Consider the following 25,950-nt stretch of genomic DNA (forward strand, 5'->3'; position numbering starts at 1 on the left):
TGGAAAAACTTTGTTATTATCGAAAAGAGAATGTACATAAGATGATAGAAGGTCTATATGAAGGAAGGGGAATCTTGGGATGAATGATTCTTCAAACGAAGAAATGACATTAGAAAGAAGGAAGCGTATTTTCCAAGAAGAGCTGGATGTTTTATGGGAAAGGCGGCTCATCCCTAAATCAGAATATATCCGGATTAGCAGGGCATACAATCGGCATTTCCAATTAGCCCTCCATAAACAAAAGCGCTTAGAGCATGAAAAAAAGAAATCCAGCCAAGGACATGAAACAATTATCGGTGAAAGTGCCGAGATGAAGGTTCAAGATAGCCTGATTGAAGAATCTTCATTGAAATCACGGGAATCTGGTAAATTGAAAGAATCGATAATGAAAGATGAGAATGCCGGGTATGATCCTATTGAATCCGTTTTGGAGGATAGTCTTGAACCTGTCAACGAGATCACTGATAGGAAACCGGTTATTCAACAGCAGGCCATCAAGCGGGAGAAACCGGCAAAACCGGCAAAACCGAAGAAAACACCTGAGCAAATCAGGGAACGGAATATCTCTGTCATTCTGCTCACTGGGGTCATATTGCTTCTGTTTGGCGGGTTGATATTAGCAACCACTTCATGGGGGAATCTGAATGCGGTCCTGAAAGTTTTCTTCATTGGAATGGTATCCGTCATTTTTGCAGGGATGGCCTTCATCGCTTCGAAGCTGAAAATTAAACAGACCGCCTTTGCATTTCTGACGCTAGCGGGTTTATTCATTCCGATTACAATTTTATCAGCTTCATATTATCGGATTTTTGGAGATTACCTTTCACTTAATGGTGGTGGACGGGGGCTTCTGGGGTTTCTTGGGGGATTACTTTGCTTAGCCATTTATTGTAAGATTGCTGACTACTTTAAGTCGAAAATATTCATTTTCATTTCAATATTCACGTTTGGCATTACCTGCTATTTCGGATTGGCTTTTGTGACGCCGACTATCGAGTGGATGTTTTTGGCGATTGGCATACTTAATTTAATACTATTATGGAATATTGAGCAATTGAAAAATCAAAAAGCATTAACGTTATTCAAACCATACATTTTTCAATTCATCCAGTTTAAGATCATCGTGGAAGCCTTTGTGATCCTGACGTTATTTTCAAGTAACTTGGAGTATTCGCTAACGTTGATGGTCTTTTCTGTTTTGTTTTTAATTTTTTCGGTCAAATTCCAAAAAAAATATTATGAAATGGCTTTTAGCGCCGTTTTCACGTATGGATATATCCATTTTATTTTTAACTCATTTTTAAGTGAGTATATGATCATTGCTTTTGCATTTGTACCAATCATTTTTACTGTGCTATCGAAATATCTGGCTAAATCCAAAATGACTAAGCTTTCCAAGAACTTCATGTTCACCAGTTTGATTGAGAGCGGGATCGTTTTCTTATATAGTAACGCGATGGTGTACCAGGAGAACTATGCGCAAATATTCATCGCGCTCATGATAGTATCCGCTCAGCTTGTCCATGTTTCCCTTCATTCGAGGAATTCAAGCTTCACGTACCCTGCTGTTGTTGTTTTCGACTTAGCGTTCCTATATCTTTTCTTTGCCTTGCCCGTCTCTTTTTCTACCATTTTAAATCTGTTTTTTGTTGTTCAGGTCATTCAATATCTTGGAGTATATTTATATAACCGTCACCCAAGGTACAGCCTGTTTAAGAAGAGTATCTTACTTATCTCCCCAATGATCATGTTAGTGATACTGACCAGTAAATTCAGCGAAATGGATTGGCTTGCAGTTAGTGCAGCGCTCGCCATGATCTCTTGGCTTTTTTTCATCACATATATAAAAGACGAATCAAAGCATATGAAGGAAAACGCCATATACGGATTTCCAATCACTTTCGTACTGGCTTTGATTGCTTTCTATCCATATTTGATGGAGAGTTTAGAGTGGGTCCGATCAAATATAATGCTCAGCGTCTATTTAATGGGGGTTTCACTGATTTCCATCGGTGCAGCTTACACATTTAAAAAGGGATATCATAAATTCTTCCCTGTTTTTGCATATAGCGGACAGATTCTCTCCTTCCTTTCCTTGATATCGATTCCATTCGATTCACTTAATCCTTTGGAGGCAAGCGGAGTCATTGCCATAGCTACTGCAATAAATGGCTGGTCCGTCCATATACATCGGAAGCACATATTCTGGGTGCCTGTCGTGATTACAAGTGCCGGCCTATATGCTTCACTATACGATGTTTTTGATTTTGGTTTAATGGTGTTGAAGATTGCGTTTGTTCTGCTAGGTCCTATTATCTTTTTCCTTTTAGGAGAATGGCTTGGGAAATATTCAAAAAGTGGGAAATTGTACTTCCAATATGCTAGTCACCTTGCCAATTTACTGGCGATTCCCGTTGGATATTTGCTTATAGTCCATACGGAAAGTTCACCGTTCCTATATGTTTCACAACTGATGATTTATATTTTGAGTGCTTTAAGGGCACATGTGAAATGGGAAAAATACGTTTATACGTACCTGGGATTTTCGACCCTTTTCCTGCAGGTACATTTATTTTTTGCAAACATGGGGCAAATGGCATTCATTACATCAATATGCATGATGATAACAGCAGGACTCATAACCATTCTGTGGACGGTTTCCAATAAGAATTGGAAAGGCATCATGGAGTATTATCTTATTCCAATCATTCATTTAGGAATAAGCATATCCATATTGGAAATGGCAATCCGGGATTTTCCGCTTAACAGGGAATTGGTCTGGGTAGGAGTGATGACTGTACAGTTCTTGTTTGCCTGGTATCTGCTCATGAAAAGGAATTGGCGGAACTATGTGGTGGTTCCTCTAAGCTTGGCGTTCATCTTCTATAATATGTATGTAAATACATTACCTTTGGTTATGGCGATTATCGTATTGCTTGTATGTATGGCTGTGATGGTGATGGCTAGCAGACGCCATTTCAAAGGATTGGTCGACCAAGAGGGAACGAAGAGAGTCATTGATTATTATCGGATTTTTGGCTTGTTATATCTGTGTACTCTGAATCTGGAAGTGTTTGTAAGCGATACAGGTTCTGCGATTTTGGGGATTTTCGTTACCCTGCTGTTGCCTAGCTACTTCATCCTTATGGGAAGATTCACGATCTATAAGAAAGAAAAAAGCATTTACTCGGGAATAGCGGCCATCATCGGCCTTTTCCCGTTCATAAATATCATAGACTTTGCCCATACACTCCCAATCGTCACGAGTTTGGCAGTTCTTTTTGGCTGTATGGGAGGAATGTTGTTGTTAAGCAGGCTGTATTCCAGCGGGTTACTCAAGAAAAATGGATCAGGCATCATCAACTTTGATCCTTTCAGGATCTATGGTTTATTCTTTTTGATCGATATGAATGTGGAGGTTTTTAATGATACTAAACAACAGTTACTCCAAGTCTTTGTATCGCTTCTGTTAACCGCTTATTTCATTTTCCTGAGAAGCTTAACAGCTGAAAAGCTAGAAAGGAAAATCTATGCCAATATTGCTGCACTAGTCAGTCTGTATCCCTTCCTAATCATTGTCGGGTATGCCGACAGCCTATCGATTGTAATGGAATTGATGTTCCTTTTCGGCTGTATGTCAGGGATGCTGCTTTTAAGCCGGCGTTATTTCGATGGCTTAATCAAAAAGGAAGAAACAGGTATTACCATTGATGCATACAGGATATATGGCCTGTTGTTTTTACTAGCCATGAATAGGGGAATTCCTGTAACTGAAACATCAAGCCAGTTACTCCAGGTTTTCGTCTCGCTCTTGATCACAGTTTACTTCATATTGATTGGAAGTTTCACAAAGGATGTAAAAGAAAAGGGCATCTACGTTTGGCTGACGGGAATTCTCAGTTTGTATCCGTATTGGACCATTATCATGTACGCGGACACATTACAGCCTTTCGTTGGAGCGGCAGTCCTTTTTGGGTGTACGGCCATAATGGTACTGTTAAGCAGGAAATTCTTTACAGGCTTGCTTGATAAAGGCCCGGCAGGACTTCAATTGGATTTTTACAGAGTCTATGGTCTGCTTTTTCTTCTTGCCATGAACATGGATGTTTTGACGGGGGGACCGGCACATTTCATTTTGGGAATCTTCGTGGCACTTCTGATTCCGGCCTATTTCATTTTGATGAGAAGCTCGACTACAGGCATGTTGGAAAGAAAATGCCAGTTGGCTGCAGCGATATTGTTCAGCCTATATCCGTATTGGGTCATTGTCGATCGGCTCACGATATCTCCTGTACTTGAGGAGGAGGTGAATATTCTGCCGCTGTTCATTGTCAGCACCACACTGCTGAGGAAAATCTTTGTTAAAGGCAAAATCACACAATATATCGAGAGTGGTATTGTTTTCCTTTTGTTTTTAGCCTTGATCATTGATGCAATGGCAGGCAACACCTTATATGATGCACTCATTATCGGAACGGTGTCATTGGCAGCAATGCTCTTTGGATTCATGATGAAATACAAATCCTATTTCATCGCTGGAACTGGGACCATTTTATTCAATGTCTATATGAATACCAATTCGATGTGGGGCGAGATGCCATGGTGGCTGTATTTAATCATCGGCGGAGGGCTGCTTATCGGAATTGCATCTTTCTTTGAATGGAAAAAACAAAAAGACAACAGGACATCGAAGGAGGTTCTTGAGAAAAATAAACAAAGGATCAAGAATTGGTTCAATCGGTGGAATTAATAAATCGTTAATTCACTGTATGGTTAATGAAGAAGATGCAGGGACATTAAAGAGGCGTAATGGATATTGGAGCAAAGTAAAAAACGCTTGGTTTTCCAAGCGTTTTTTTGATGCTCAAGACGAACAAGAACTGCATGAAGAACAGCTGGAAGAGGAATCGGAACTGCTGTCATGGGAACTGTTATGACCACCATGATCGGCATAGCCAGATCCAGAGGAAACTGTGTTCGATTCATTCCCGAAAATATCTTTAAATTCGCTGTCAAAATCATCGGTGCTTGCATAAGTGAAATAGGCAGGAGCTGCGTAGTCCGTCTTGTCGTACGTTTTCCGCCAATTCAATTCTGTCATGGGGCGATTTTCTTTAAATTGGGAAGTGAAAGATTCAAAGGTCCGTTCCGCTTGTATACTTGTCGGTTTCCGCATATATTTCTCTTTTAACTGCTCCAGCTCCAACGTTTCAAAATCGCTGAGAAGCGCTTGCCCTTTATCATGTTTGAAAAATTTGCCCCATTTTTGAATGGAATGGGAGTCCACCGTAAATAGCTGTACATAGTAAAAGTCAAAAAGAGTGCACTCTTCGGGCTTGAAAACAGGTTCTGTATGAGGATGGTGCTGAATGGTCCTACCGATGAAAGCCTGGCAAAACTCATCATATTCCTGTCTATATTTCAGCATGATATGCCACAACTCATCGATGACTGAATTAAACATTTCAACTTTTCCAAACACTGCAGCCATAATCAAATAGCGTTTTAATTCACGCCAAGCCTGATTGACCTTTATCTGTGAGTCCCGTGGATGCTTCAGCCGGAATTCAGCATTGACCTTTTCCATATAATTGAAATCCAGTGCTGTATTAAGCTGTTCTATCAATGATTCTGAAACGATTTCCGCTGCATGCAGATCTAAAGTTTCAGTATGGAATTTACGGAATTCATTTTGATAGCGTTCCAATTTAGCCGGTTCACTTAGCCCTTTAACGAAATTGACCAGGAAAACAGCAAAAATCGCCGCAAGAATGACATAAAAGAAGGTCATTTTGTCCACTCCTCTTAATCTATAGATATAGTACTTTAACATTATCTTACATGTTATTGGAAGTGATTGTAAGTTATTGTTTTGAATTTCGGCCAAAATGGTCCATTGTCGGAAATCGATTAAGCTGTAAGGGATTTTCAATCAAATATCAAGCACTTCAAATAATGCCTCATATCTAGTATAGTTAGAGAGGAAAAGGGGTGAAGGCATGTACTTGACAGTAAAAGAGACTGCGGAATATTTATCGATGCCGGAATCTTATATAGAAAGTTTGATCGTTCAAAATAAAATTCGCACCGTTCATGATGGTGAGCAGCATTTGATTTTTAAAGAGCAGTTCAATATGCATCTTGAACAGATGGAGAAATATAAAAAGCAATTAGCGGATTACTATAACGAACCCATCCCCGAAGATATCGATGTGAAGGATGAAGATTAGCATCTGCCCATTTGGCAGATGTTTTTTCATGCAGAAAGGGCTGTGGAATTAAGGATCGAATTTTCCCAAAAGGCCTTAACTACGTCTGCATCATGGGCCTTGCTGATCATTCAAATAATTTTGTTGTCAATGGAAGGTATTTGTAGTAGAATTCCTCAATTCCGTGTAAAATGAAAGGTAGAAGGAATTATCACGGCAGAATGGTAGTTAGGAGATAGGTAAGTGGTAAAAGAGTATTTGCAAAGCGAAGGTTTTTCAAGGTTAATTACATTAATTGTGTTAGTCCTCTTTTTAATAAGCATCGGCAGTATGGTTAATATCGTGTTATTCACATTTGTTTTCACTTTCCTGATGGGAAGGCTGGAGCAATTTATCATGGTTCGGCTGAATAAAGTGATGCATATCAACTCTAAGGTTGTTATAAGCTTTTTATATGCAGTCGTCATTTCTAGTTTAGCCATCGTTCTTTATAAATATCTACCGGTCATTACGCTACAATTCACGGAATTAGTGACACAGATCGTTTACTTCTTTCAACATCCACCAGATAGTAGGGTCATTCAATATGCCATTAATATAATGAACGAGCTGGAATCGCCGCTCGATCTACAAAAACAGATGAATACACTCTATCTTTATATATCCGATTTCGGTAAACTGGCATTTCAAATTTTCATTTCCATGTTGCTTAGTCTATTTTTCTTATTGGAAAAAGATAAAATCATTCGCTTCACTTCTAAATTCAAGCGGGCCAAATTCAAATCTTTCTTTATAAACTTAAGCCACTTTGGCGTCAAATTCATCAATTCATTCGGAAAGGTGATCGAGGTCCAGTTCTTGATAGCCATTACGAATGCTGTCCTATCGGTAACTTTCTTATGGATTCTTGGCTTCCCGCAGTTGCTCGGTCTAGGGATCATGATTTTCTTCCTGGGTTTGATTCCGGTTGCAGGGGTCATCATCTCTCTCATTCCACTTAGCATGATCGCCTATAGCATCGGCGGCATGCCGAAAGTGATTGCTGTATTAATCATGATTGTTGTGATCCATGCAATTGAAAGCTATATTTTAAATCCGAAATTCATGTCGGCAAAAACAAATCTTCCGACATTTTTCACCTTCATCATCCTATTGTTTTCCGAGCATTTCCTTGGGATATGGGGATTGATCATCGGAATACCGATCTTCATCTTCCTGTTGGATATGTTAGATATTGAAGAGGGGAATAAGGAAGTACCATAATAGTCATTTAAGCAGCGGCCACGCTAATATGGCCGCTGCTTATTTTTGTTCTATTAAACCTTTTGAAAGGTACCCCTATCTGTTTTTAATATAACATCCATTTATTCAAGAAAAAGGAAAAAGTCTGTATCTTCCCCATTAGAGCATAGTTGCGTTTTTGATTTACCGAGTTAATTGATTAAAATCTTATTTTACTAAAGTTGTTTATCGAAATTTTATTGCTTAAAAAAACGAATAAACGTATAATATTCTTAAAAGAATATACTGAATGTTCTCTAAAGTTAGATTTATCTGTTTTTTTAAAAAAAGAGAGTTTACGAGAGAGAAGAGGGGATTATTTTGAAAAAGGTTTCTTTTGTAGTGTTTGCCATGGTAGTTTCATTGTTACTAGTCATGACAGGATGCGGGAAGGATAAGGAAGTCTCGACAACTGGTAAAGAAGAAGAGTCCAATGGAAAAACACTCAGGATCGTGACAGACGCCAATTATGCTCCATTCGAATATCTTGAAGGTGATAAGATTGTAGGTTTCGATGTTGATTTCATCAATGCCGTTGCAAAAGAAGCGGGTTATGAAGTTAAACTGGAAAGTGTTGGTTGGGATCCGATTTTTGTCGAAATCGAATCTAAGAGAGCGGATGTCGCGATATCTGCGATTACAGTGAATGACGAAAGAAAGCAATCTTATGACTTCTCTGTTCCGTATTTCTTATCCACAAACAAGATTCTTGTTCCTGAGAATAGTGATATAAAATCAGGAAATGAATTGAAAGGAAACGTCATTGCCGTTCAGACTGGTACAACTGGACAGGAAGCGGTAGAGAAACTCCTTGGAAAGAACCACAAGGATATCAAAAAATTCGAAAATAATAACCTGGCCATTCAGGAATTACTAAAAGGCGGAGCTTCGGCTGTCGTAGCTGATAATACGGTTGTTGAAGAATATGTGAAAAATAACCCCGATCAAAAACTGAAAGTCGTTGAAGATAGCAAAAGTTTCAATGAGGAGTTTTATGGTCTTATGTTCCCAAAAGGCAGTGAACTGAAATCGGAGTTCGATAAAGCCGTGAATGCCATTTATGAAAATGGGAAATATGCAGAAATTTATAAAGAGTGGTTTGGTACGGATCCAGATATTGAAACGTTGAAAGCACAACAATAAAAACAAATGGAAGTAAAAGATTGCGTAACTTTACGTGTGAAGTTACGCAGTTTTTGTGGTCTTAGGAGGGAAACAAAATGAGTTTTCGCTGGGATATTATTTTTGAATATGCTCCTTTCTTATTAAAAGGAACATTGCTAACCATAGGGCTGTCGGTTTCCTCCATCCTCATCGGAACCTTTTTGGGGTTATTGATCGGTTTAGGGAAAATCATGAGAAACAAAGTGCTTGCCTTTCCATTTTACTGCTATGTCACGGTTTTTCGCGGAACACCGCTTTTAGTTCAAATCTTTTTAATCCATTTTGGAATTGTGCCCTTTTTTACCGGGGAAACGAATGCAGTAACTGCCGGTGTCATTGCTTTATCTTTAAATGCAGCCGCATATATTGCCGAAATTTTCCGGGCGGGCATTCAATCCATCGATAAAGGGCAAATGGAAGGGGCGCGTTCATTGGGAATGACCCATATCCAAACAATGATACATATTGTATTGCCTCAAGCTTTCAAACGAATGATTCCTCCGTTAGGAAATGAATTCATCGTATTATTGAAGGATTCATCCCTGCTTTGTGTCATTGCTGCCCCGGAATTGATGTATTGGGGGAAAGCGATGGGGAGTCAGTACTTTAAAGTGTGGGAGCCATACTTGGCGTGTGCCTTCATCTATCTATTCCTGACCCTCATTTTAAGTTTCGTATTAAATAGACTCGAAAGAAGGTTGAAAACAGAATGATCAAGGTGGAGAATCTAAAGAAGTCATTTGGCGAAAATGATGTATTGAAAAATATCAATGCAATCGTTTCCCCTCGGGAAGTAGTCGTGGTAATTGGTCCTTCTGGGTCCGGTAAATCCACTTTCCTCAGGTGTATCAATCAACTTGAAACGATAACGGGAGGCCATATTTTCATTGAAGGGCTTGATACGACAGACAAGAAAGTCAATATCAATAAAGTCCGGACGGAAGTTGGCATGGTATTTCAGCATTTTAACTTATTTCCACATAAGACTGTTCTTGAGAATATAATGCTTGCGCCTATAAAGGTCCGCAAGATATCCAAAGAACAGGCTTCCCAAAGAGGGATGGAACTGCTTAAGAAAGTGGGACTTAGCGAGAAAGCGAACGCATATCCAGATTCATTATCGGGGGGACAAAAGCAACGCGTCGCAATTGCCAGGGCGTTAGCGATGGAACCCAAAATCATGCTATTCGACGAGCCGACTTCCGCTCTAGATCCGGAAATGGTCGGTGAAGTCCTTGAGGTCATGAAGCAACTGGCTAAGGAAGGCATGACCATGGTAGTTGTGACCCATGAGATGGGGTTCGCAAAAGAAGTTGGAGATCGTGTGATTTTCATGGACGAAGGTTATATTATTGAAGAAAATAGTCCTAGTGAGATTTTTAATAACCCCCAGCAGGAAAGAACTAAAGCCTTTTTGAGTAAAGTGCTTTAATTACACGCAAAGAAAAAAACCTTCCATTAAGGGAGGATTTTTTTCGGAGCATATCAGGGGGCTTCATTTGATGTATGAAGCGCCTAAAAGTGATTCAGGGCTTTTACCGAGCACAAGCATACTGATTTTGGCATATCCAATATTTTTATTTTGGGAGAAGGTCTGAAGTAATACCTGGATATTCGGATCATCCTTTAACTTTTGAACTTCCTCTATATATAATCCGATAACGGAGGGCATAACGAATTCAGGGGTGTATTCGTTAGGGTTTTCATCCATGATTAATGTGCCCATAAATTGATATTTAAATTGAAGAGCCCGTGTTAAGGCAACGACATGGAACAGTTTGTTAAATAGTTCGGGGTATGAATATTTAATTTTCTCCAGAGCTGCTTCTGTTGCCTGTAACTCATCGACACTAGATAAAGTGATCATGAATATCTCCTTTTTAGAAAATATGGATCCATCAGCATTTACCATGCTTTTTACTCATACTAGTCTACCCCCGCCGTAACGCCTTGTAAAATGGTTAGATGTTATCATGTGCATAACCCAAATCTATGATAGTGCTTACATCAATCATGCCGAATAATTCACTACTTATTAGACAATGCTTCCTTCGTATAATTCAGCCATTCTTTTGCAGCGTATGAAAGGTAATGGTCCTTACTCCAAATAAATCCCAAATTCCAACTAATGGAGGGGTTTTTAACCTTGATTGTCTTTACGCGCTCATCATGACGGCATAAACTTTCCGGTAATAGAGCAACGCCAAGTTTACAGTAAACCATTTCCTCAATAAAATCCCAGCGTGAGCTTTCCGTGACGATATGTGGAGAAAAACCAGCTTCATTACAGGATGAAATGATGAGATCTCGAAGGACGTAATCTTTATTGAATAAGATGAAAGATTCGTTTTCCAGGTCGGCCAAATCAATTTCTTCCCCAAATGCATGCGGATGGGAGGGATGAACAATCAAGTTGATGTCTTCTTCCAAAAAAGCAAAATGATGAAAAAGTGCGGTGTTGGTTGGCAGGACTATTACGCCTATATCAATTAAGTCATTTTGGACGGATTCTTCTATTTTCTTTGAACCATCCTCTACTAATTGAAAGGTAATATTGGGATAGTCCTCGTGAAAACGGCTAAGAATTCGGGGGAAGAAAGAAGCGTCGATGATCGGCGGCAGCCCGATGCGTATATGTCCCTTTTTTAAACCTAATAAATTGTCCATTTCCGTTTCTAAATTGTGAAAGGCCTTATCAATCAATTTTGCCTGCTCTAAGACAACCCTGCCTGCATCGGTCAAGATCAGTTGCTTACGTGAACGATCAAAAAGCTCAACACCTAGCTCGGTTTCCAGGTTTTTAATCATCTTGCTGATGGTCGGCTGGGTAATGAATAAATGATCGGCAGCCCGAGTGAAGCTATTGAAATTGGTTACCTCTATAAAGTATTGCAAATGTTTAATATCCATTGCGTCACCTGTTTTCCTCGTTTAAAATTAGTTTCATTTTACCTGTAAACGGAAGTGTTTGTAAAACATGATAAGATTTTGATGGAGTTTCATGCACGCATAAATAAGCTGGATTCCAAAGGGGATCCCAGCTTATGAAAGGGCTGGCAAGAGTATCTGCCGTAAAATTTATTTGACCAACAAGACGGGCACTGGGGAATGTTGAACGATATAGTGGCTCACGCTGCCTAGGAATTCCTTGAAACCACTCAATCCGCGGCTGCCCATGATGATAAGGTCACAATTCTGGGATTGTGCATGTTCCAATAAAGTCGTGATGGCTGAACCCTCTACGACAAATGTCTGGGATGCATTCGGGATTTCGGATAAAAGCGCTTCCGCTTTTTTTATCACTTGCTTGCCATACTTGAGCATGGATTCTTCAATTTCCTGAAAGGCATTGCCATATATATTTGGTTTGATTGGCAACGTTACAGCGTGAAGCACCTGGATTTCGATAGCGGGATCCAGCTTCGCTAATTCAATCGCTTTTTCTAAAGATTTAAGTGCTAATTCAGATTCATCATAAGCAACTAATATTTTTGAACATAGCATTGATCGTTCAGTCCCTTCTTTTAAAGAATATACCCATAGTATATCAATTTAAATCTATCATGCCGTTTCATATATTATAAATTTTGTGAATATTTATTGAAGTTTACGTTAACGTCAATGTTAAAATAAAGGTAAATAATCCCTTTGTAAAGTGTGGTTTTAACATGTACACCATTTCTGAGTTAGCAAAAGTATTCGGATTGACGACAAGGACACTCCGGTATTATGAGGAACTGGGTATGCTTAGGCCAAAGCGTACCGAAACGGGGAAAAGAGTTTATGGAAAGAAAGAATATGCACAGCTCAAAATCATAATGCGCGGAAAGAAGTATGGTTTTTCGTTAGTGGAAATAAAGGATATAGTCCTTTTATTCGATAAGGACAGGACGGGCATTAAACAATTGGAAAAAACGATTGAAACTGCAGGACAGAAATTAAACGAAATTAATGAACGCATTAAGGAGCTGGATGGGTTGAAGCAGGATTTTGAACAGGTAATCAAAGGCTTTACCGAAACCCTTCATGACTTGAAAGTGAACGATAAAACAGGCAAGCGTTGAAATTAATCTTGAAAATAGGTTTTGATGATAGTGAAAGATGAATATATATTCTAGAAACAAATGGTGGGGTGAGGATTTGGAAATTCAAGAAACGATTGCAGTTGTAACAGGCGGGGCTTCAGGTCTGGGAGCCGCGACAGTAAGAAACGTCATTAAAAAAGGTGGAAAAGCGGTCATATTTGACCTCTCGGAAGAAAATGGCGCTAAAATGGCTCAGGAATTGGGAGATTCAGTCCTGTTTATTAAAACGGATGTAACTAGTGAAGAAAGCGTTTCGGCAGCATTGGATGAAGGAATAAAAAAATTCGGTAGCATCAATACGGTCATCAACTGTGCAGGCATTGCGATTGCAGAGAAAGTCATAGGCAGAAAAGGCATACACGAATTGAAAGCGTTCTCAGATGTCGTGCAAATCAATTTGGTCGGTACGTTTAACGTAATCCGGCTTACGGCGGAAAAAATGGTCGAAAATGAACCGAACCAAGAGGGGGAGCGTGGGGTCATTATCAATACAGCTTCGGTAGCTGCCTTTGAAGGACAAATCGGACAAGCCGCATATAGTGCCTCTAAGGGAGGGATTGTTGGTATGACTCTGCCGATCGCAAGGGAGCTTGCCAACAAAGGGATACGTGTCGTATCGATTGCACCCGGTCTATTCCATACTCCGATGTTTGATTCATTACCTGAAGAAGCGAGGATGTCATTAGGTAAAACCGTGCCATTCCCGCCAAGGCTCGGGTATCCCGAAGAGTACGCTAAACTGACGGAAAGCATCATAACGAATCCAATGCTGAATGGGGAAACCATCAGACTGGATGGGGCCATTAGAATGTCACCCAGGTAAGTTGTTAATTCCTTCAGGGAAATCCATTGTAAAGAGGCTCCGACAAAGAAATGGAGAGGAGATAAAGCAGATGAAGCATCCATACCTAAGTGAAGATCATGAGATTTTCCGTAAGTCATTCCGAAAGTTTTTAGAGAAAGAAGCAGTTCCCCATTATGAACGATGGGAAGAAGAGAGGATCATTCCACGGTCATTTTGGGTGAAAATGGGGGAACAGGGTTTTTTATGTCCGGACCTTGGAGAAGATTATGGGGGTTCCGGGGGAGATTGGGGCTTTGCGGTCATAATTAATGAGGAATTGGAAAGAGTTGGTTCTGGTTTCATTGGTTTCGGACTTCACAGTGACATCACCGTTCCGTATATTTCCGCATACGGAAATGAGTCGCAGAAACAGCGCTGGCTTCCTAAATGCACGACGGGGGAAATCATTACAGCCATTGCCATGACAGAGCCTGGCACAGGTTCGGATTTGGCCAATATTAAGACGACTGCCATTTTGGATGGAGGTCATTACATATTAAATGGACAAAAGACATTCATCACAAATGGCATTCATTCGGACTTGGTGATCGTTGCCTGTAAAACGGATCCAAGTGCCGTTCCGAAACATAAAGGTGTTAGCTTAGTCGTGGTCGAAAGGGATACCCCCGGGTTTTCCAGGGGGCGAAAACTGAAGAAACTTGGCTTGCACAGTCAGGATACAGCAGAACTCATCTTCGAGGATTGCCGTGTTCCAAAGGAAAACCTGCTTGGTGAAGAAGGCAAGGGGTTTACTTACTTAATGGAAAAACTGCAGCAGGAACGCCTTGTGGTGGCAATTTGTGCCCAAACCGCATCTGAGGATATGCTGGCCGATACGATTGAGTACGTGAAGGGCAGGGAAGCGTTCGGAAAATCAGTAAGTCAGTTTCAAAATACTCAATTCAAAATCGCGGAAATGGCAACGGAAATCAAAATGGGGCGTGCCTTCCTTGATCAATTGATCGCCAAACATATGGCTGGGGAACAGGTTGTAACGGAAGTTTCGATGGCAAAATGGCGTTTGACGGAGACTGCCAGAAAAATTTCCATTGAATGCATGCAGCTCCATGGCGGTTATGGATATATGGAGGAATACAAGATTGCCAGAAGGTATCGGGATGTTCCGGTAGCAAGCATCTATGCCGGGACAAATGAAATCATGAAGAAAATCATCGCTAAGAATCTGGGCCTATAATAAAAGGATGAGAAGGGGAGAGAGTATATGCGGGAAGTGGTTATCGTTGAAGGGATTCGCACGCCGGTAGGCAGAAGGAACGGTGTCTTGAGAGACGTTCGCCCTGATGATCTGGCAGGGGAAGTATTGAAGAAGCTGATTGAAAAGGCGGGAATCGATCCGGCTATTGTCGATGATGTCATTTTAGGTTGTGTTTCACAGTCGGGCGAACAGGCCGGTGATATAGCAAGGGTTGCTGCACTGATTGCCGGATTTCCGCTTGAAGTGCCGGGAACGACGATTGACCGTCAATGCGGATCAAGTCAGCAGGCAGTCCATTTCGCTTCCCAGGCCATCTTGTCGGGTGATATGGATGTGGTAGTGGCCGGCGGAGTGGAAAACATGTCACGAGTTCCCATGGGGTCTAATTATCAAGGTGCTGTAACAAGCCAAAAGTATATGGACTTGTATGAGGTGATCAACCAAGGCTTATCAGCTGAGAGAATCGCCGATAAGTGGGGAATAACACGTGAAGATTGTGATCAGTTTTCCGTTGAGAGTCATGCCAAGGCAATACGTGCTCAAAAAGAAGGGCATTTTAACAGTGAAATGATATCAGTAAGGGGTACTGATAAAGAAGGAAATCAAATCGAAGTTACGGAAGATCAAGGCCCAAGGGGTGGAACTACGCTTGAAGTACTTGCTGGATTGAAACCGGTTTTTCAAGAAGGCGGTTTAATCCATGCAGGGAACTCAAGTCAAATCAGTGACGGTGCTGCCGCTTTATTATTGATGGAACGCAGTAAAGCCGAAGAACTTGGATTGAAACCGCGCTTTAAAGTGCATACACGGGTTGTTGTCGGGTCAGATCCCACCCTGATGCTTACGGGACCGATTCCCGCCACCCAAAAAGCTTTGGAAAAAGCGGGTCTTACAATTGATGATATCGATATCTTTGAAGTGAATGAGGCTTTCGCTCCTGTACCGATTGCCTGGCTAAAAGAAACGGGGGCAGACCCCAAGAAGCTGAATCCAAATGGCGGGGCGATTGCCTTGGGTCATCCTCTTGGCGGCAGCGGGGCCCGGTTGATGGTGTCGATGATCCATGAGTTAGAAAGGACGGGCGGCCGTTATGGGCTACAAACAATGTGTGAAGGCCACGGCATGGCGAATGCCACCATCATTGAAAGATTGGACTGAAGCTGGACTATCCATTTATGAACATTCGTATTTCGCACGAAAGTAAAAGCTGAAAAAGGGATGAAGCCGACCATCGGCAGGCTTTGCCTGAACTCTTTCTGTTGATGGTGGTTACTTGAGGAGGAAAATGATATGTCAGTAACGATTAAAAATATCTTTGATCAGACGGTTCAGGAATTCCCCATTAAAGAAGCTATCTACGACGTGAGAAGAAATATCCGCTATACGTACATTCAATGGAATGAGCAGGTGAATAGGTTGGCGGCGGCCCTTCAAGCGGAAGGGGTGCGAAAAGGGGACAGGGTCTCTACGTACCTTTACAACAATGAAGAGCTTGCCACCGCATTCTTTGCTTGTGCAAAAATCGGTGCAATCTTTAATCCGATCAATTTCCGTTTAATGCCGGAAGAGTTGGCTTTCATCTTGAACGACGCTGCTCCAAAGGTCGTTTTATTCGAACACGAATTGGAAGTGAACGTTGCCGCAGTTGAAAAGCGATTTCCGGAGATGGCCTTCTGGTATATTGATGATGATGTGCCTGGGTATGCCAAAGGTTACCGTCAGAAAATGGCCAGTATCTCATCAAAGCCAGATGAAGTGGATGTTCACGAAGATGATATCTATGCCATCATGTATACGAGCGGGACAACCGGACGTCCCAAAGGGGTCATTCACCTTCATAAAGACATGGTCAAACAAGCCGAGATTTTAATAGAGGCTATGAAGTACGAGCGCTCTGATATCGGTTTGATTACTGCACCGATGTTTCATTGTGCTGAATTGCACTGTTCCTTTTTACCTCGCGTACAGGTCGGTGCCGCAAATGTCATATTACATCAGTTTAATCCCAAAGAGGTCATGGAACTGATTGAATCCGAGGGGATCACCAAGTTTTTTGCTGCACCTACGATGTGGAACATGCTCATTCAGGAAAACTTGGATGAGTATAAATTCCAGAGTTTGAAGCTAGGGCTTTATGGAGCAGCCCCGATGGCTCCATCACTTGTACGTGCCTGTCAGGAGAAACTCGGCATCCAGTTCATCCAAGCTTATGGAATGACTGAAATGGGTCCTGCCATCACTCTCCTATTGGAGGAAGATCAAATTAGGAAAGCGGGTTCCGCCGGCAAGGCATGTTCCGATCATGAAATCATCATTGCCCGTCCGAATGACGAAGGGCCATCGGATCCCGAGGATATGCTGGAACCTGGGGAAACAGGGGAAATCCTTGTGAAGGGTCCGTGTATCATGCAGGGTTATTTTCAAAAAGATAGAGAGACCGAAAAGGCGCTTTACAAAGGCTGGTACCATTCCGGTGACATCGGCTTCCTAGATGAAGATGGATATCTGTGGGTCAAGGACCGGGTGGACGACATGATTATTTCTGGAGGGGAAAATATTTATCCACGTGAAGTGGAAGATACACTATATGAGCATCAAGGAGTTCTCGACTGTGCAGTACTTGGTCAGCCAGATAATCAATGGGGGGAAGTGGTAACGGCCTTCATCGTAGCCAAAGACCCAACGCTTGCGGAAATCGATTTAGAAATTTGGTGTAAGAACAGTGATACACTGGCGAACTATAAACGTCCAAGAAGATATATCTTCTGTAATGAGCTGCCTCGAAATGCAAGTGGGAAAATACAAAAATTCTTGCTTCGTAAGCAGTTGGAAGAACATGTTGATGGCGAAAGTTTAAGGAACTTTCTTTAATGCTGGGGTCAATAGGAATAAAACTACTGATAAATTAGGGGTGGAAAAGTCATTTTTAGAATTGCTTGGCATGCGATAATACGTGGAAGGAAGAAATTTAATAAAGAACGTAACAGATATTGATGAATTATTATATAAATAATAATCCTGTGGAACAAATCAAGGTAAGAGAATAGTTATCCACAACAAAAATGCAGCGTGGTTAGTGAAACATTCCTTTTATCCACATAATCCACAGGGTTATCCAGAAATAACATTATTTTCATGTTAATAAGCGGAATAATTGCACCTAATTCTTGTCAGTATTTTCTGAATATATCCACAATATACACAGGGCTGTGGATAAGCCATATAAATATAGAAATTATAAGGGGCTGATTTACAGCCCCTTGCTTTGATTTCTCCTGGTTATAAGCGGCGATTATGAGCACGGCGATCAGCCGCATTTGCCCGGGCTTGTGCCTCGATATCTTCCTGGTCAGCCAGTTCGGAAGAATATTCAACGTCAAGTCCGTCACTTTTCAGGTTTTTGGGAACCTGAGGAAGTTTCTGTTTGTTCTTATCTCGATTATGGTGTATATTATTGCGTCCCATGTTAGCTCCCCCTAGAATAAAGAATAAGCTGGAGATGAATTTTTTCATCTCCAGCTTATTTTGTGTTGAGTGGCTGTTCAAAATGTAAGGGAAAAAACTCCAAACTTAACGACGGGATTTCTTTTCCGTATATCCACCAGCACGATCTGCTTTTTTAAATTCGCGAGCATAAAGAATCGCTTGGGTACTAGTTAAGTTACTTTTCTCTTTATCGTGTTTTTTGAGCAATTAGATCATCTCCATTCCACTTAATATCCCTATTTTTTCCTAAAATGACCCTTTCATACGTGAGAATCTTCTTTTAAGATATTTTGTAAAGCTTCTTTAAGGGTTGGAAAGGAGAATGTGAATCCTTCCTCTTTAAGTTTAGTGGGAAGGACATTTTGCCCTTCAAGTACAAGTATACTCATTTCCCCCAGCAGTTTCTTGAGGAAGAAGGGAGGTACGGGTAACCAATGTGGCCGGTGCAGGACAGCTCCTATCGTTTTCCCGAATGTATCCATTTGAACGGGGTTCGGTGCCGTAAAATTGACTGGACCTTCTATCCGCTGATCGTTCATGCAAAAGATGATTGCACGGACTACGTCATGGATATGAATCCAGGAAAGCCACTGATTCCCTTTGCCCATCTTTCCTCCTCCGAGCAGTTTATAGGGGAGGACCATCATTGGCAGTGCGCCGTCTTTTTCTCCCAGAATGACCCCGAATCTAGTTAGGATCAACCTTTTAGTGTAAGAGCGAGATTTAGCCGCTTCCTTTTCCCATAGTTGAACAGTACGGGCCAAGAAATCATCCCCAATGGATTCAGAGGTTTCGGTAAAGGTTTCATCGTCCGAAATACCATAATATCCGATGGCACTTGCATTAATGATAACGGATACTTTTTCGGGGAGTATGGATATGATCCGGTTCATCTCTTTGGAAGCTTCGACCCTGCTTTCGACGATCCGGCGTTTTCGTTCAGGTGTCCAACGCCCGCTGTTCAGAGATTCACCAGCAAGGTTAATGAAAATATCGAGCCCCGCCAAATGCTTTTCCGGCTTTGCGTCCTTGGTCAACCAGCCGATATATGTCAAATTAGTCTGTTTTATAAATTTTTCGGGATGACGGGTCAAAATATATATATCATGATTTTCTTTTGATAATTCATCAATAAGGGCTGTGCCGACAAAACCGCTTCCACCAGCAATGGCTATTTTCACGAAAACCACTTCCTTTCCCTTTCTTTCCTTCACTTTACCATGTCCATTTTCTTTTTTCATTTTTAGACATGCTATATATAGAAATGGTAAACGTAAAGGGGTAAAGTAGGGGTGGGGGTGGATTTATGCCAAACATAACAAAAATAACGACCCAAAAGAAACGTAAAGATCGTTATAACATTTTCGTTGACGAAAAATATGCCTTCAGTGTAGACGAAGAAGTGCTATTGAAATTTCATTTGAAAAAGGGTACGGAACTTGATGACCTGCTTTTGGCAGAAATACAATTCCATGATGAAATCCAAAAAGCATTTACCGATGCACTTAATTATTTATCATACCGGATGCGCTCCGAATCGGAAATTCGCCTTTATTTAAAAAGGAAGGAAACGGAAGAGCCGATCATTAAGGAAGCGATACATAAACTATACAGCTTTAACTATTTAGACGACCTTGAATTTGCCAAGGCTTACGTAAGGACCCATGTGAATGGAGGCAATAAAGGGCCCACTACCCTTAAGCTCGAGCTTAAGGAAAAAGGGGTGCAAGAAAAGTTAGTTGTCGAGGCATTGAAGGAATACCCTTTTGATATTCAAATTGAACATGCAAGGAACCTCGCTGGAAAAGCGGTCAAAAAGGAAAAAAACATTTCCGAACGAGCTTTAAGGCTGAAAGTTGAACAAACCTTGTTACGGAAAGGTTTCCCTAGAGATGTCATCCAAGAAGCACTTGAAGATGTGACGGTTGAAAAGGATGAAGATGAACAATGGAATTCTCTTTGCCACCATGCCGAAAAAATGCAACGCCGATATAAAAAACATGAAGGCTTCGAATATGAGCAAAAAATGAAGCAGGCATTATACCGAAAAGGTTTTCCAGTAGAATTGATTGAGCGTTATCTTTCAAATCCTGATGGGGATTAAGTGCATCAATAGCCAAATCACAAAATTTTGTTTAATATAGAAGTAAATTAATATTTCATTTAAGGAGTCATATATATGAGCGACGTAAGATACAGCAAGTTGTCCGCCTATGAACTACAACAGGAAATTGCAGCGTTGACTGAAAAAGCGAGAAAAGCAGAGCAATTGGGAATGGTTAATGAATTTTCCGTATTGGAACGAAAAGTGACGATGGCGAAGGCCTATTTGTTAAATCCGGATGATTTCAAAAAAGGTGAAATATATCAAATTGACGGAGATCCCGGTGTCTATTTCAAAATTGATTATATGAACGGCGTATTCGCCTGGGGTTACCGCTTAGGTGGTAGCGGTAAGGAAGAAGCACTTCCGATTTCCATGTTGAAATAAAAAGGAACCGGGGAAGTACCCGATTCCTTCTGATGTACCTTTTAATTCGATCGCTCGTTTGATGCTTTCATTCTTTCTTGAGGGTGTGTATTAATACTGCCATCTGCACGCTTTGAAGCATATCTTGCCTTTGCACGAGGCTCGCCTTGGAATTTATTATTGTTTTGGTTGGGGAATCCTTTTTGTTTATTTCGCAAAATTTTTCTCCTCCAAGCATCAGATTAAAGAAAGAAGCGTTTCCGCCTACCACTAGTATGGGTATGGGACAGTATAGTTCATTCTGTAAAAATATTGGCAATGAGGTGGTTCTAATGAATGATTACCATGAAAGATTAACCAAGATACTGCTTGAGAAAAATGAAAACATCACGTATGAGCAAGCTTTGACTTGGGTGGAATTATTATGGGAAGATTTCGAAGCGACCTATGCAAAGGCTGGGCATGAATATGCTGGAGAAGAAATGACATCGCGCGTTGTAAGGACCTGGATTGATAACTACGGTGAGCAATTCCACGAATTCATTGCAAAAAACCCTAAATATCAACAGTTATTAAATCAGCAGAATCGAGTGCATTAAAAAAGCTGATTCCAGAGGGGTTCCCTGGAATCAGCTCTTTTTCAATAAACAGCGACTACAAAATAATATTCAATTTCTTCTGCAGTTTCGCTTCGCTAAAGATCCAGCCGGTATAAGAATTCAAGATATTCAATTCGCTGTCTAAATGGACCACTGCCACAAACGGGTAATATCCATTGCTGCGGTATCTTAAATCGATAAAACGGACTTCATAATATTCTTTTATCTGTTCGATTTCAAAGCGGTAAACCGGAGAAAAGGACAGAAAGGCTGCCAAGTTTATATCCTTCTTGGCGGCTTCAAGAATTTCACTTTCAGGCAATGGCACTCGATCGAACGTATCAAGAATCGTCACATATCCATTATCGGCTCGTGCCACATAATAATTCTTTTCGGTAATCACCGCAATTTTCCAGCGGTGAAAACGCATGGTCGGTGATAAAAGGATTTTCCTTGCTCCAGGAATTTGCTGTTTGACCACTCTTTTTATAAAAGCTTGTTCCCTGAATCTGGAAATGTAATAAATGACGAGTATCCCGTAAATAGAAAGAAATAAATAGCCTGGAGGAAATCCAAAGCCCCATAATATCAGGCCGGCAACATGTATTCCAAAAATGAACGGGTCAAATGTATTGATGACCCCTAAAGCTACCCATTTTGACGAAATCGGCCTAAGAGCCTGGGTTCCATAAGCATTGAATATATCCACGAATACATGAAGGAATACGGCTAAAATGGTCCAAAGCCAAAGATGAAGGTAATTTGCTTCAGGTATGATGGCGAAAAGTGCTCCGCTGATAATCAAGGGCCAAAGTAAAACAGCGGGAATGGAATGCGTTATTCCACGGTGGTTTCGTATATATACAGCGTTATTCTTTAATTTTAAAACGGTGTCAATGTCTGGAGCTTGTGACCCCAATATCGTTCCTGCTATGACTGCACTTGCAGTGACTGGGCTCTGCGCAATGACAGGATCTAATGTGGCAAGACCTCCAAGAGCAATCCCCATGACAAAGTGAGTACCTGTATCCAAAAAACTAACCTCCCTGCCACAATTTGAAAAAAATGGTCTTCTTTCATCATACCGTATTTATATATTAACCATCAAATGAATATAATTTTGACTTATTTCCGTAATCCGTTACAAATAAATGAATATGAAACATGATATTAAAAAAGAATGACCTACTATAGGTATTCCCATTTTTGATAAGAGTGTAACATCTTTGGAGGAACTGATGTGAAAGAAATAACGATCCCAACAATAGAAAAAATAAAAATTGATGAATTTCAAAAAGATTTGGTTTCCTGGTTTCTCGAAGAACAAAGAGAATTGCCGTGGAGGGAAAATAAGGACCCGTACCGTGTTTGGGTTTCTGAAATAATGCTCCAGCAAACGAGAGTGGACACGGTGATTCCTTATTTTAACCGGTTTGTGGAATGGTTCCCAACACTCGAGGATTTTGCCAATGCCGATGAAGAGAAAATCCTAAAAGCATGGGAAGGGCTAGGATATTACTCACGTGTAAGGAATCTGCATAATGCCGTTCAGGAAGTGAAGACATCCTATAATGGGGTCGTACCGGATAATCCGGAGGAAATTTCCAAATTGAAAGGTGTCGGCCCTTATACAGCTGGTGCGATTCTTAGTATTGCATACGGCAAGCCGGAGCCAGCCGTTGATGGAAACGTCATGCGTGTTTTATCAAGGATATTGATGATATATGAAGACATAGCAAAGCCAAAGACAAGAAAGACATTCGAAGCTGCCGTCAGAAAGCTGATCGATCATGAACATACCTCTGCCTTCAATCAAGCCTTGATGGAACTTGGAGCAATGATCTGCACACCAGGTAAGCCTGCCTGCCTATTATGTCCCGTTCAAAGTCATTGTCTAGCATTTGAAGCAGGAGTTCAGTCGGAATTGCCGGTAAAAATCCAAAAGAAAAAAACGCGGGATGTACCAATTGTCGCTGCCGTTTTAACGAATGAAAAAGGTGAATTTTTAATTCACAAGCGAGCTTCAGAAGGATTGCTAGCTAACCTTTGGGAATATCCGAACTTCGAAAACCATTCATCCCTTTTGCATAAGAGGGAATTCTTCGAGAGTCGGTTTCAGGAAATGTATGGCGTCAAACCGGAAATAACTGAATCACTTGTTAGAATTGAGCATGTTTTCTCACATCTCGTTTGGAAAGTGGACACATATAACGGAGTGGTCAAAGAAGCCATCAGTGAAGAGACACTAAGAGAACAGCAACTTAAGTGGGTGAGTGAAGCAGAGATGGAGGAGTTAGCATTTCCGGTTTCCCACCAAAAAATGATGAAGGCGTATAAAGAAAAAGAGTGTATTGAATAAAGAATGTATTTGATTATATGGAAATATAAGGGTATCAAGAGGTGTGACAATGAGGATAGTCATTCAAGCATTCATGGGTTCAATCATCATACATGCTTTATATTTTGGGTCTGCGATAATGGTTGGATTCATAAAAACAAGCCGATATAAACCGGACATTGTAAATGCGTGGGGACAAGCAGGGGCACTTCAGAATGAAACAGTATTCGGTAATGTAATTTCATCTTCTTTATATTCGTTAACAATTTTGGGACAGCCCTGATTTGCGCAATCGCTATAACGTCATATAATAAAATCGTGATTAAAAAAAGGCGCTGGTGATAGTATGCATAAAAGAGGATATCCGCTAAGATATCCTCTTCCTTTTGTTGATTTTTAAAGCCATATCCGTATAAAATCAATCGTAAATGGTTTTCGTTCCATGAGTATAATCTGCTTCCTGCCTATTAAGTCCGCCTCTATTTTCAATTTCTTTGACGATTTCGCTATGGATACTCTGTCCTTCTTGGTTTAAATAAGGTACCATTTGTTGAAGGGAGTGATGAAAATAGGCTAGTTCACTATTTTCCCAATCCGATTTTTTCATCATCGACAATTCTGTCATATCACGTCCAACATACATAACAGTAACACTCCTTTAAAAAAATGATTTTTATTACTTGGTTTTTACTCAGAAAGGATGAATAAACGAATGGAACAAAAAGTGGCACTCGTTACAGGTAGCAGTAAAGGTTTAGGCAGAAGCACGGCAATAAGGCTTGCAGAGGAAGGTTACGACCTCGTTATTAATTATGCCCGGAGCAAGTCGAAAGCATTAGAAGTGGCAGCCGAAATTGAAGCGTTGGGGCGAAAAGCCCTTGTAGTTAAGGCAAATGTCGGTGACGTTGCGAAAGTGAAAAGCATGTTCGAGGAAATCGATGCTTATTATGGACGTTTGGATATCTTCATCAATAATGCGGCTTCAGGAGTGCAGCGCCCATTGATGGAGCTGGAGGAATCCCATTGGAACTGGACCATGGACATCAATACAAAAGCCCTCCTTTTCTGCGCACAGGAAGCGGCGAAATTAATGGAGAGGAACGGCGGAGGGAAAATCGTCAGCATCAGTTCATTAGGATCGATTCGCTATTTGAAAAATTATACAGCTGTTGGAGTTTCCAAAGCTGCGCTTGAAGCCCTGACAAGATATTTAGCGGTCGAACTGGCTGCAAAAAATATTTGTGTCAACGCCGTTTCAGGCGGTGTGATTGATACGGATGCCCTGAAGTCTTTCCCGAATCGGGATGAAATGCTTGCTGAGGCGGCAGAACAGACTCCCGCTGGACGGATGGTCGAGGTGGAAGATATGGTGAATACCATCCTGTTTTTAATTTCCGATGGAGCCAGCATGATTCGTGGACAAACCGTAATAGTTGATGGAGGCATTTCATTGCTTGTTTAATATAACTGGAAAAATTTAAGTTTTTTTTGTTGGATAACACTCCTGGATAATGGTTATCTTATTATCGTGGAGGTGATATCAATGGCTAATAACAAAAATAAATCACAAGCAGGTACTGATGTTCAACAAGTGAGACAACAAAACGCACAATCTCAGCAAGGTCAAGGTCAAGGTCAATTCGGTACAGAGTTTGCTTCTGAAACTAACGTTCAAGAAGTGAGACAACAAAACGCGCAATCTCAACAAAGAAAAGGTCAAGGTCAAGGTCAAGCACAAGGCCAATTCGGTACAGAGTTTGCTTCTGAAACTAACGTTCAAGAAGTGAAACAACAAAACCAAAAATCTCAAAGCAACAAAAACCAAGGCTAATTGCCGATTAAAAGCATCCTTCTAATGAAGGGTGCTTTTTTTTGCCTTCCAATGGATTCGACAAATGTTTCGTCGTGTTTACATTTTATGTCAAAGGAAAAAACGGATAAAAATAGAATATACATACTATAGAAAAAATACAGATTAGGAAGGTGCATTCATGGAGGAATTTAACCGGCTTATAAACAACCAGTTGAAAACGATGGATAAGCTTTTACTTTTACAATCCGAAATCGAAAGATGCCAAGATATAGAGAAGCAGCTCCTTGCCCTGGAAGAGGAGATTGAAGCAGTCACCATTCAGGAAGAGATTCAACTCAAAAAGCAGGAATTGAAAAGTATCCATGATATGTTCGAAAAGCAAACGGAAGAAGTCATCCGTTATTTTCAGCAAGGACAGGCTGCCATACGATAAATAACCGGCTAA

The 25,950-nt window shown here is 40.8% G+C and carries 29 protein-coding genes; 19 read left to right on the forward strand and 10 right to left on the reverse strand.

The genetic code is table 11. The annotated features are described in order from the left end of the window. The first annotated feature begins 79 nt into the window (after positions 1-79). Complete coding sequence (locus Q8G36_RS05005) at positions 80-4,750, forward strand: hypothetical protein (RefSeq protein WP_305159249.1); 4,671 nt, start codon at positions 80-82, stop codon at positions 4,748-4,750. Between the two features lie 114 nt (positions 4,751-4,864). Here the strand turns inward: Q8G36_RS05005 and Q8G36_RS05010 are convergent, their stop codons facing one another. Further along, complete coding sequence (locus tag Q8G36_RS05010; protein WP_305159250.1) at positions 4,865-5,791, reverse strand: hypothetical protein; 927 nt, start codon at positions 5,789-5,791, stop codon at positions 4,865-4,867. 208 nt (positions 5,792-5,999) lie between these two features. On the opposite strand from Q8G36_RS05010, the gene Q8G36_RS05015 reads away from it, so the two are divergent. From Q8G36_RS05015 to Q8G36_RS05035, 5 genes are all read left to right on the forward strand, one after another. Next, positions 6,000-6,230 (forward strand): excisionase family DNA-binding protein, encoded by a 231-nt coding sequence (locus Q8G36_RS05015; protein WP_144478943.1) that lies wholly within the window; start codon positions 6,000-6,002, stop codon positions 6,228-6,230. A 222-nt stretch (positions 6,231-6,452) separates the two neighbouring features. Continuing rightward, entirely contained in the window at positions 6,453-7,472 is a 1,020-nt protein-coding gene (locus Q8G36_RS05020; protein ID WP_305159251.1) for an AI-2E family transporter, read from the forward strand. A 339-nt stretch (positions 7,473-7,811) separates the two neighbouring features. Next, on the forward strand, positions 7,812-8,633 hold the full coding sequence (locus tag Q8G36_RS05025) for a basic amino acid ABC transporter substrate-binding protein (RefSeq protein WP_305159252.1): 822 nt from the start codon (positions 7,812-7,814) through the stop codon (positions 8,631-8,633). A gap of 77 nt (positions 8,634-8,710) precedes the next feature. Then, a complete protein-coding gene (locus Q8G36_RS05030) occupies positions 8,711-9,367 on the forward strand; it encodes an amino acid ABC transporter permease (RefSeq protein WP_305159253.1) in 657 nt (218 codons plus the stop codon). After that, entirely contained in the window at positions 9,364-10,086 is a 723-nt protein-coding gene (locus Q8G36_RS05035; RefSeq protein WP_305159254.1) for an amino acid ABC transporter ATP-binding protein, read from the forward strand. Before Q8G36_RS05030 ends, Q8G36_RS05035 begins: the two co-directional genes overlap by 4 nt. Positions 10,087-10,149: 63 nt before the next feature. Here Q8G36_RS05035 and Q8G36_RS05040 read toward each other — a convergent pair whose 3' ends face one another. The 3 genes from Q8G36_RS05040 to Q8G36_RS05050 form a co-directional block, all read right to left on the reverse strand. Further along, entirely contained in the window at positions 10,150-10,521 is a 372-nt protein-coding gene (locus Q8G36_RS05040) for a hypothetical protein (RefSeq protein ID WP_305159255.1), read from the reverse strand. Positions 10,522-10,682: 161 nt separating this feature from the next. Then, the gene (gene cidR / locus Q8G36_RS05045) at positions 10,683-11,564 is read right to left on the reverse strand and encodes a cidABC operon transcriptional activator CidR (protein ID WP_305159256.1); all 882 of its coding nucleotides are present in this window, start codon (positions 11,562-11,564) and stop codon (positions 10,683-10,685) included. Between the two features lie 168 nt (positions 11,565-11,732). Next, positions 11,733-12,158, reverse strand: coding sequence for a universal stress protein (locus Q8G36_RS05050; RefSeq protein ID WP_305159257.1), 426 nt, complete (start codon positions 12,156-12,158; stop codon positions 11,733-11,735). Positions 12,159-12,322: 164 nt separating this feature from the next. Here Q8G36_RS05050 and Q8G36_RS05055 point away from each other — a divergent pair, with 164 nt between their 5' ends. The 5 genes from Q8G36_RS05055 to Q8G36_RS05075 all read left to right on the forward strand — a co-directional run bounded on the left by Q8G36_RS05055 (position 12,323) and on the right by Q8G36_RS05075 (position 17,670). Next, the gene (locus Q8G36_RS05055) at positions 12,323-12,718 is read left to right on the forward strand and encodes a MerR family transcriptional regulator (protein ID WP_305159258.1); all 396 of its coding nucleotides are present in this window, start codon (positions 12,323-12,325) and stop codon (positions 12,716-12,718) included. 76 nt (positions 12,719-12,794) lie between these two features. After that, positions 12,795-13,562, forward strand: coding sequence for a 3-hydroxyacyl-CoA dehydrogenase (locus tag Q8G36_RS05060; RefSeq protein ID WP_305159259.1), 768 nt, complete (start codon positions 12,795-12,797; stop codon positions 13,560-13,562). A 70-nt stretch (positions 13,563-13,632) separates the two neighbouring features. Beyond that, complete coding sequence (locus Q8G36_RS05065) at positions 13,633-14,778, forward strand: acyl-CoA dehydrogenase family protein (protein ID WP_305159260.1); 1,146 nt, start codon at positions 13,633-13,635, stop codon at positions 14,776-14,778. A gap of 27 nt (positions 14,779-14,805) precedes the next feature. Next, positions 14,806-15,957: a thiolase family protein gene (locus tag Q8G36_RS05070; RefSeq protein ID WP_305159261.1), complete on the forward strand. Its 1,152-nt coding sequence runs from the start codon at positions 14,806-14,808 to the stop codon at positions 15,955-15,957. Between the two features lie 132 nt (positions 15,958-16,089). Continuing rightward, entirely contained in the window at positions 16,090-17,670 is a 1,581-nt protein-coding gene (locus tag Q8G36_RS05075) for a fatty acid--CoA ligase (RefSeq protein WP_305159262.1), read from the forward strand. Positions 17,671-18,078: 408 nt separating this feature from the next. On the opposite strand, the gene Q8G36_RS05080 is transcribed toward Q8G36_RS05075, so the two are convergent. From Q8G36_RS05080 to Q8G36_RS05090, 3 genes are all read right to left on the reverse strand, one after another. Further along, positions 18,079-18,264, reverse strand: a complete 186-nt coding sequence (locus Q8G36_RS05080) for a YfhD family protein (protein WP_101225951.1) — start codon at positions 18,262-18,264, stop codon at positions 18,079-18,081. A gap of 105 nt (positions 18,265-18,369) precedes the next feature. Beyond that, on the reverse strand, positions 18,370-18,492 hold the full coding sequence (locus Q8G36_RS05085; protein ID WP_081088510.1) for a YfhE family protein: 123 nt from the start codon (positions 18,490-18,492) through the stop codon (positions 18,370-18,372). 53 nt (positions 18,493-18,545) lie between these two features. Continuing rightward, positions 18,546-19,466: a TIGR01777 family oxidoreductase gene (locus tag Q8G36_RS05090; RefSeq protein WP_305159291.1), complete on the reverse strand. Its 921-nt coding sequence runs from the start codon at positions 19,464-19,466 to the stop codon at positions 18,546-18,548. Positions 19,467-19,591: 125 nt separating this feature from the next. Between Q8G36_RS05090 and recX the strand changes: the two genes are divergently transcribed. Together recX and Q8G36_RS05100 are read left to right on the forward strand one after the other, a co-directional pair. Continuing rightward, on the forward strand, positions 19,592-20,389 hold the full coding sequence (recX, locus tag Q8G36_RS05095) for a recombination regulator RecX (RefSeq protein WP_305159263.1): 798 nt from the start codon (positions 19,592-19,594) through the stop codon (positions 20,387-20,389). A gap of 75 nt (positions 20,390-20,464) precedes the next feature. Then, positions 20,465-20,776, forward strand: coding sequence for a YfhH family protein (locus Q8G36_RS05100; protein ID WP_063234815.1), 312 nt, complete (start codon positions 20,465-20,467; stop codon positions 20,774-20,776). Between the two features lie 41 nt (positions 20,777-20,817). Here Q8G36_RS05100 and Q8G36_RS05105 read toward each other — a convergent pair whose 3' ends face one another. Beyond that, positions 20,818-20,973, reverse strand: a complete 156-nt coding sequence (locus tag Q8G36_RS05105; protein WP_034305387.1) for a small, acid-soluble spore protein K — start codon at positions 20,971-20,973, stop codon at positions 20,818-20,820. A 114-nt stretch (positions 20,974-21,087) separates the two neighbouring features. Between Q8G36_RS05105 and Q8G36_RS05110 the strand changes: the two genes are divergently transcribed. After that, complete coding sequence (locus Q8G36_RS05110) at positions 21,088-21,354, forward strand: YfhJ family protein (protein WP_251437436.1); 267 nt, start codon at positions 21,088-21,090, stop codon at positions 21,352-21,354. 55 nt (positions 21,355-21,409) lie between these two features. Here Q8G36_RS05110 and Q8G36_RS05115 read toward each other — a convergent pair whose 3' ends face one another. Beyond that, positions 21,410-22,387, reverse strand: a complete 978-nt coding sequence (locus Q8G36_RS05115) for a metal-dependent hydrolase (RefSeq protein ID WP_305159264.1) — start codon at positions 22,385-22,387, stop codon at positions 21,410-21,412. A gap of 207 nt (positions 22,388-22,594) precedes the next feature. Between Q8G36_RS05115 and mutY the strand changes: the two genes are divergently transcribed. Together mutY and Q8G36_RS05125 are read left to right on the forward strand one after the other, a co-directional pair. Beyond that, positions 22,595-23,713: an A/G-specific adenine glycosylase gene (mutY, locus tag Q8G36_RS05120; RefSeq protein WP_305159265.1), complete on the forward strand. Its 1,119-nt coding sequence runs from the start codon at positions 22,595-22,597 to the stop codon at positions 23,711-23,713. 49 nt (positions 23,714-23,762) lie between these two features. Next, a complete protein-coding gene (locus Q8G36_RS05125) occupies positions 23,763-23,975 on the forward strand; it encodes a hypothetical protein (protein WP_305159266.1) in 213 nt (70 codons plus the stop codon). Between the two features lie 135 nt (positions 23,976-24,110). On the opposite strand, the gene Q8G36_RS05130 is transcribed toward Q8G36_RS05125, so the two are convergent. Further along, complete coding sequence (locus tag Q8G36_RS05130; RefSeq protein ID WP_061461732.1) at positions 24,111-24,335, reverse strand: hypothetical protein; 225 nt, start codon at positions 24,333-24,335, stop codon at positions 24,111-24,113. A 69-nt stretch (positions 24,336-24,404) separates the two neighbouring features. Here Q8G36_RS05130 and fabL point away from each other — a divergent pair, with 69 nt between their 5' ends. The 3 genes from fabL to Q8G36_RS05145 all read left to right on the forward strand — a co-directional run bounded on the left by fabL (position 24,405) and on the right by Q8G36_RS05145 (position 25,938). Continuing rightward, the gene (fabL, locus tag Q8G36_RS05135; protein ID WP_063234820.1) at positions 24,405-25,154 is read left to right on the forward strand and encodes an enoyl-[acyl-carrier-protein] reductase FabL; all 750 of its coding nucleotides are present in this window, start codon (positions 24,405-24,407) and stop codon (positions 25,152-25,154) included. A gap of 81 nt (positions 25,155-25,235) precedes the next feature. Beyond that, the gene (locus tag Q8G36_RS05140) at positions 25,236-25,523 is read left to right on the forward strand and encodes a gamma-type small acid-soluble spore protein (protein ID WP_305159267.1); all 288 of its coding nucleotides are present in this window, start codon (positions 25,236-25,238) and stop codon (positions 25,521-25,523) included. Between the two features lie 160 nt (positions 25,524-25,683). Further along, positions 25,684-25,938 (forward strand): YgaB family protein, encoded by a 255-nt coding sequence (locus Q8G36_RS05145; protein WP_207439839.1) that lies wholly within the window; start codon positions 25,684-25,686, stop codon positions 25,936-25,938. Positions 25,939-25,950 lie beyond the last annotated feature (12 nt).

The organism is Peribacillus frigoritolerans, assembly GCF_030676415.1.
GTDB lineage: Bacteria > Bacillota > Bacilli > Bacillales > DSM-1321 > Peribacillus > Peribacillus frigoritolerans_A.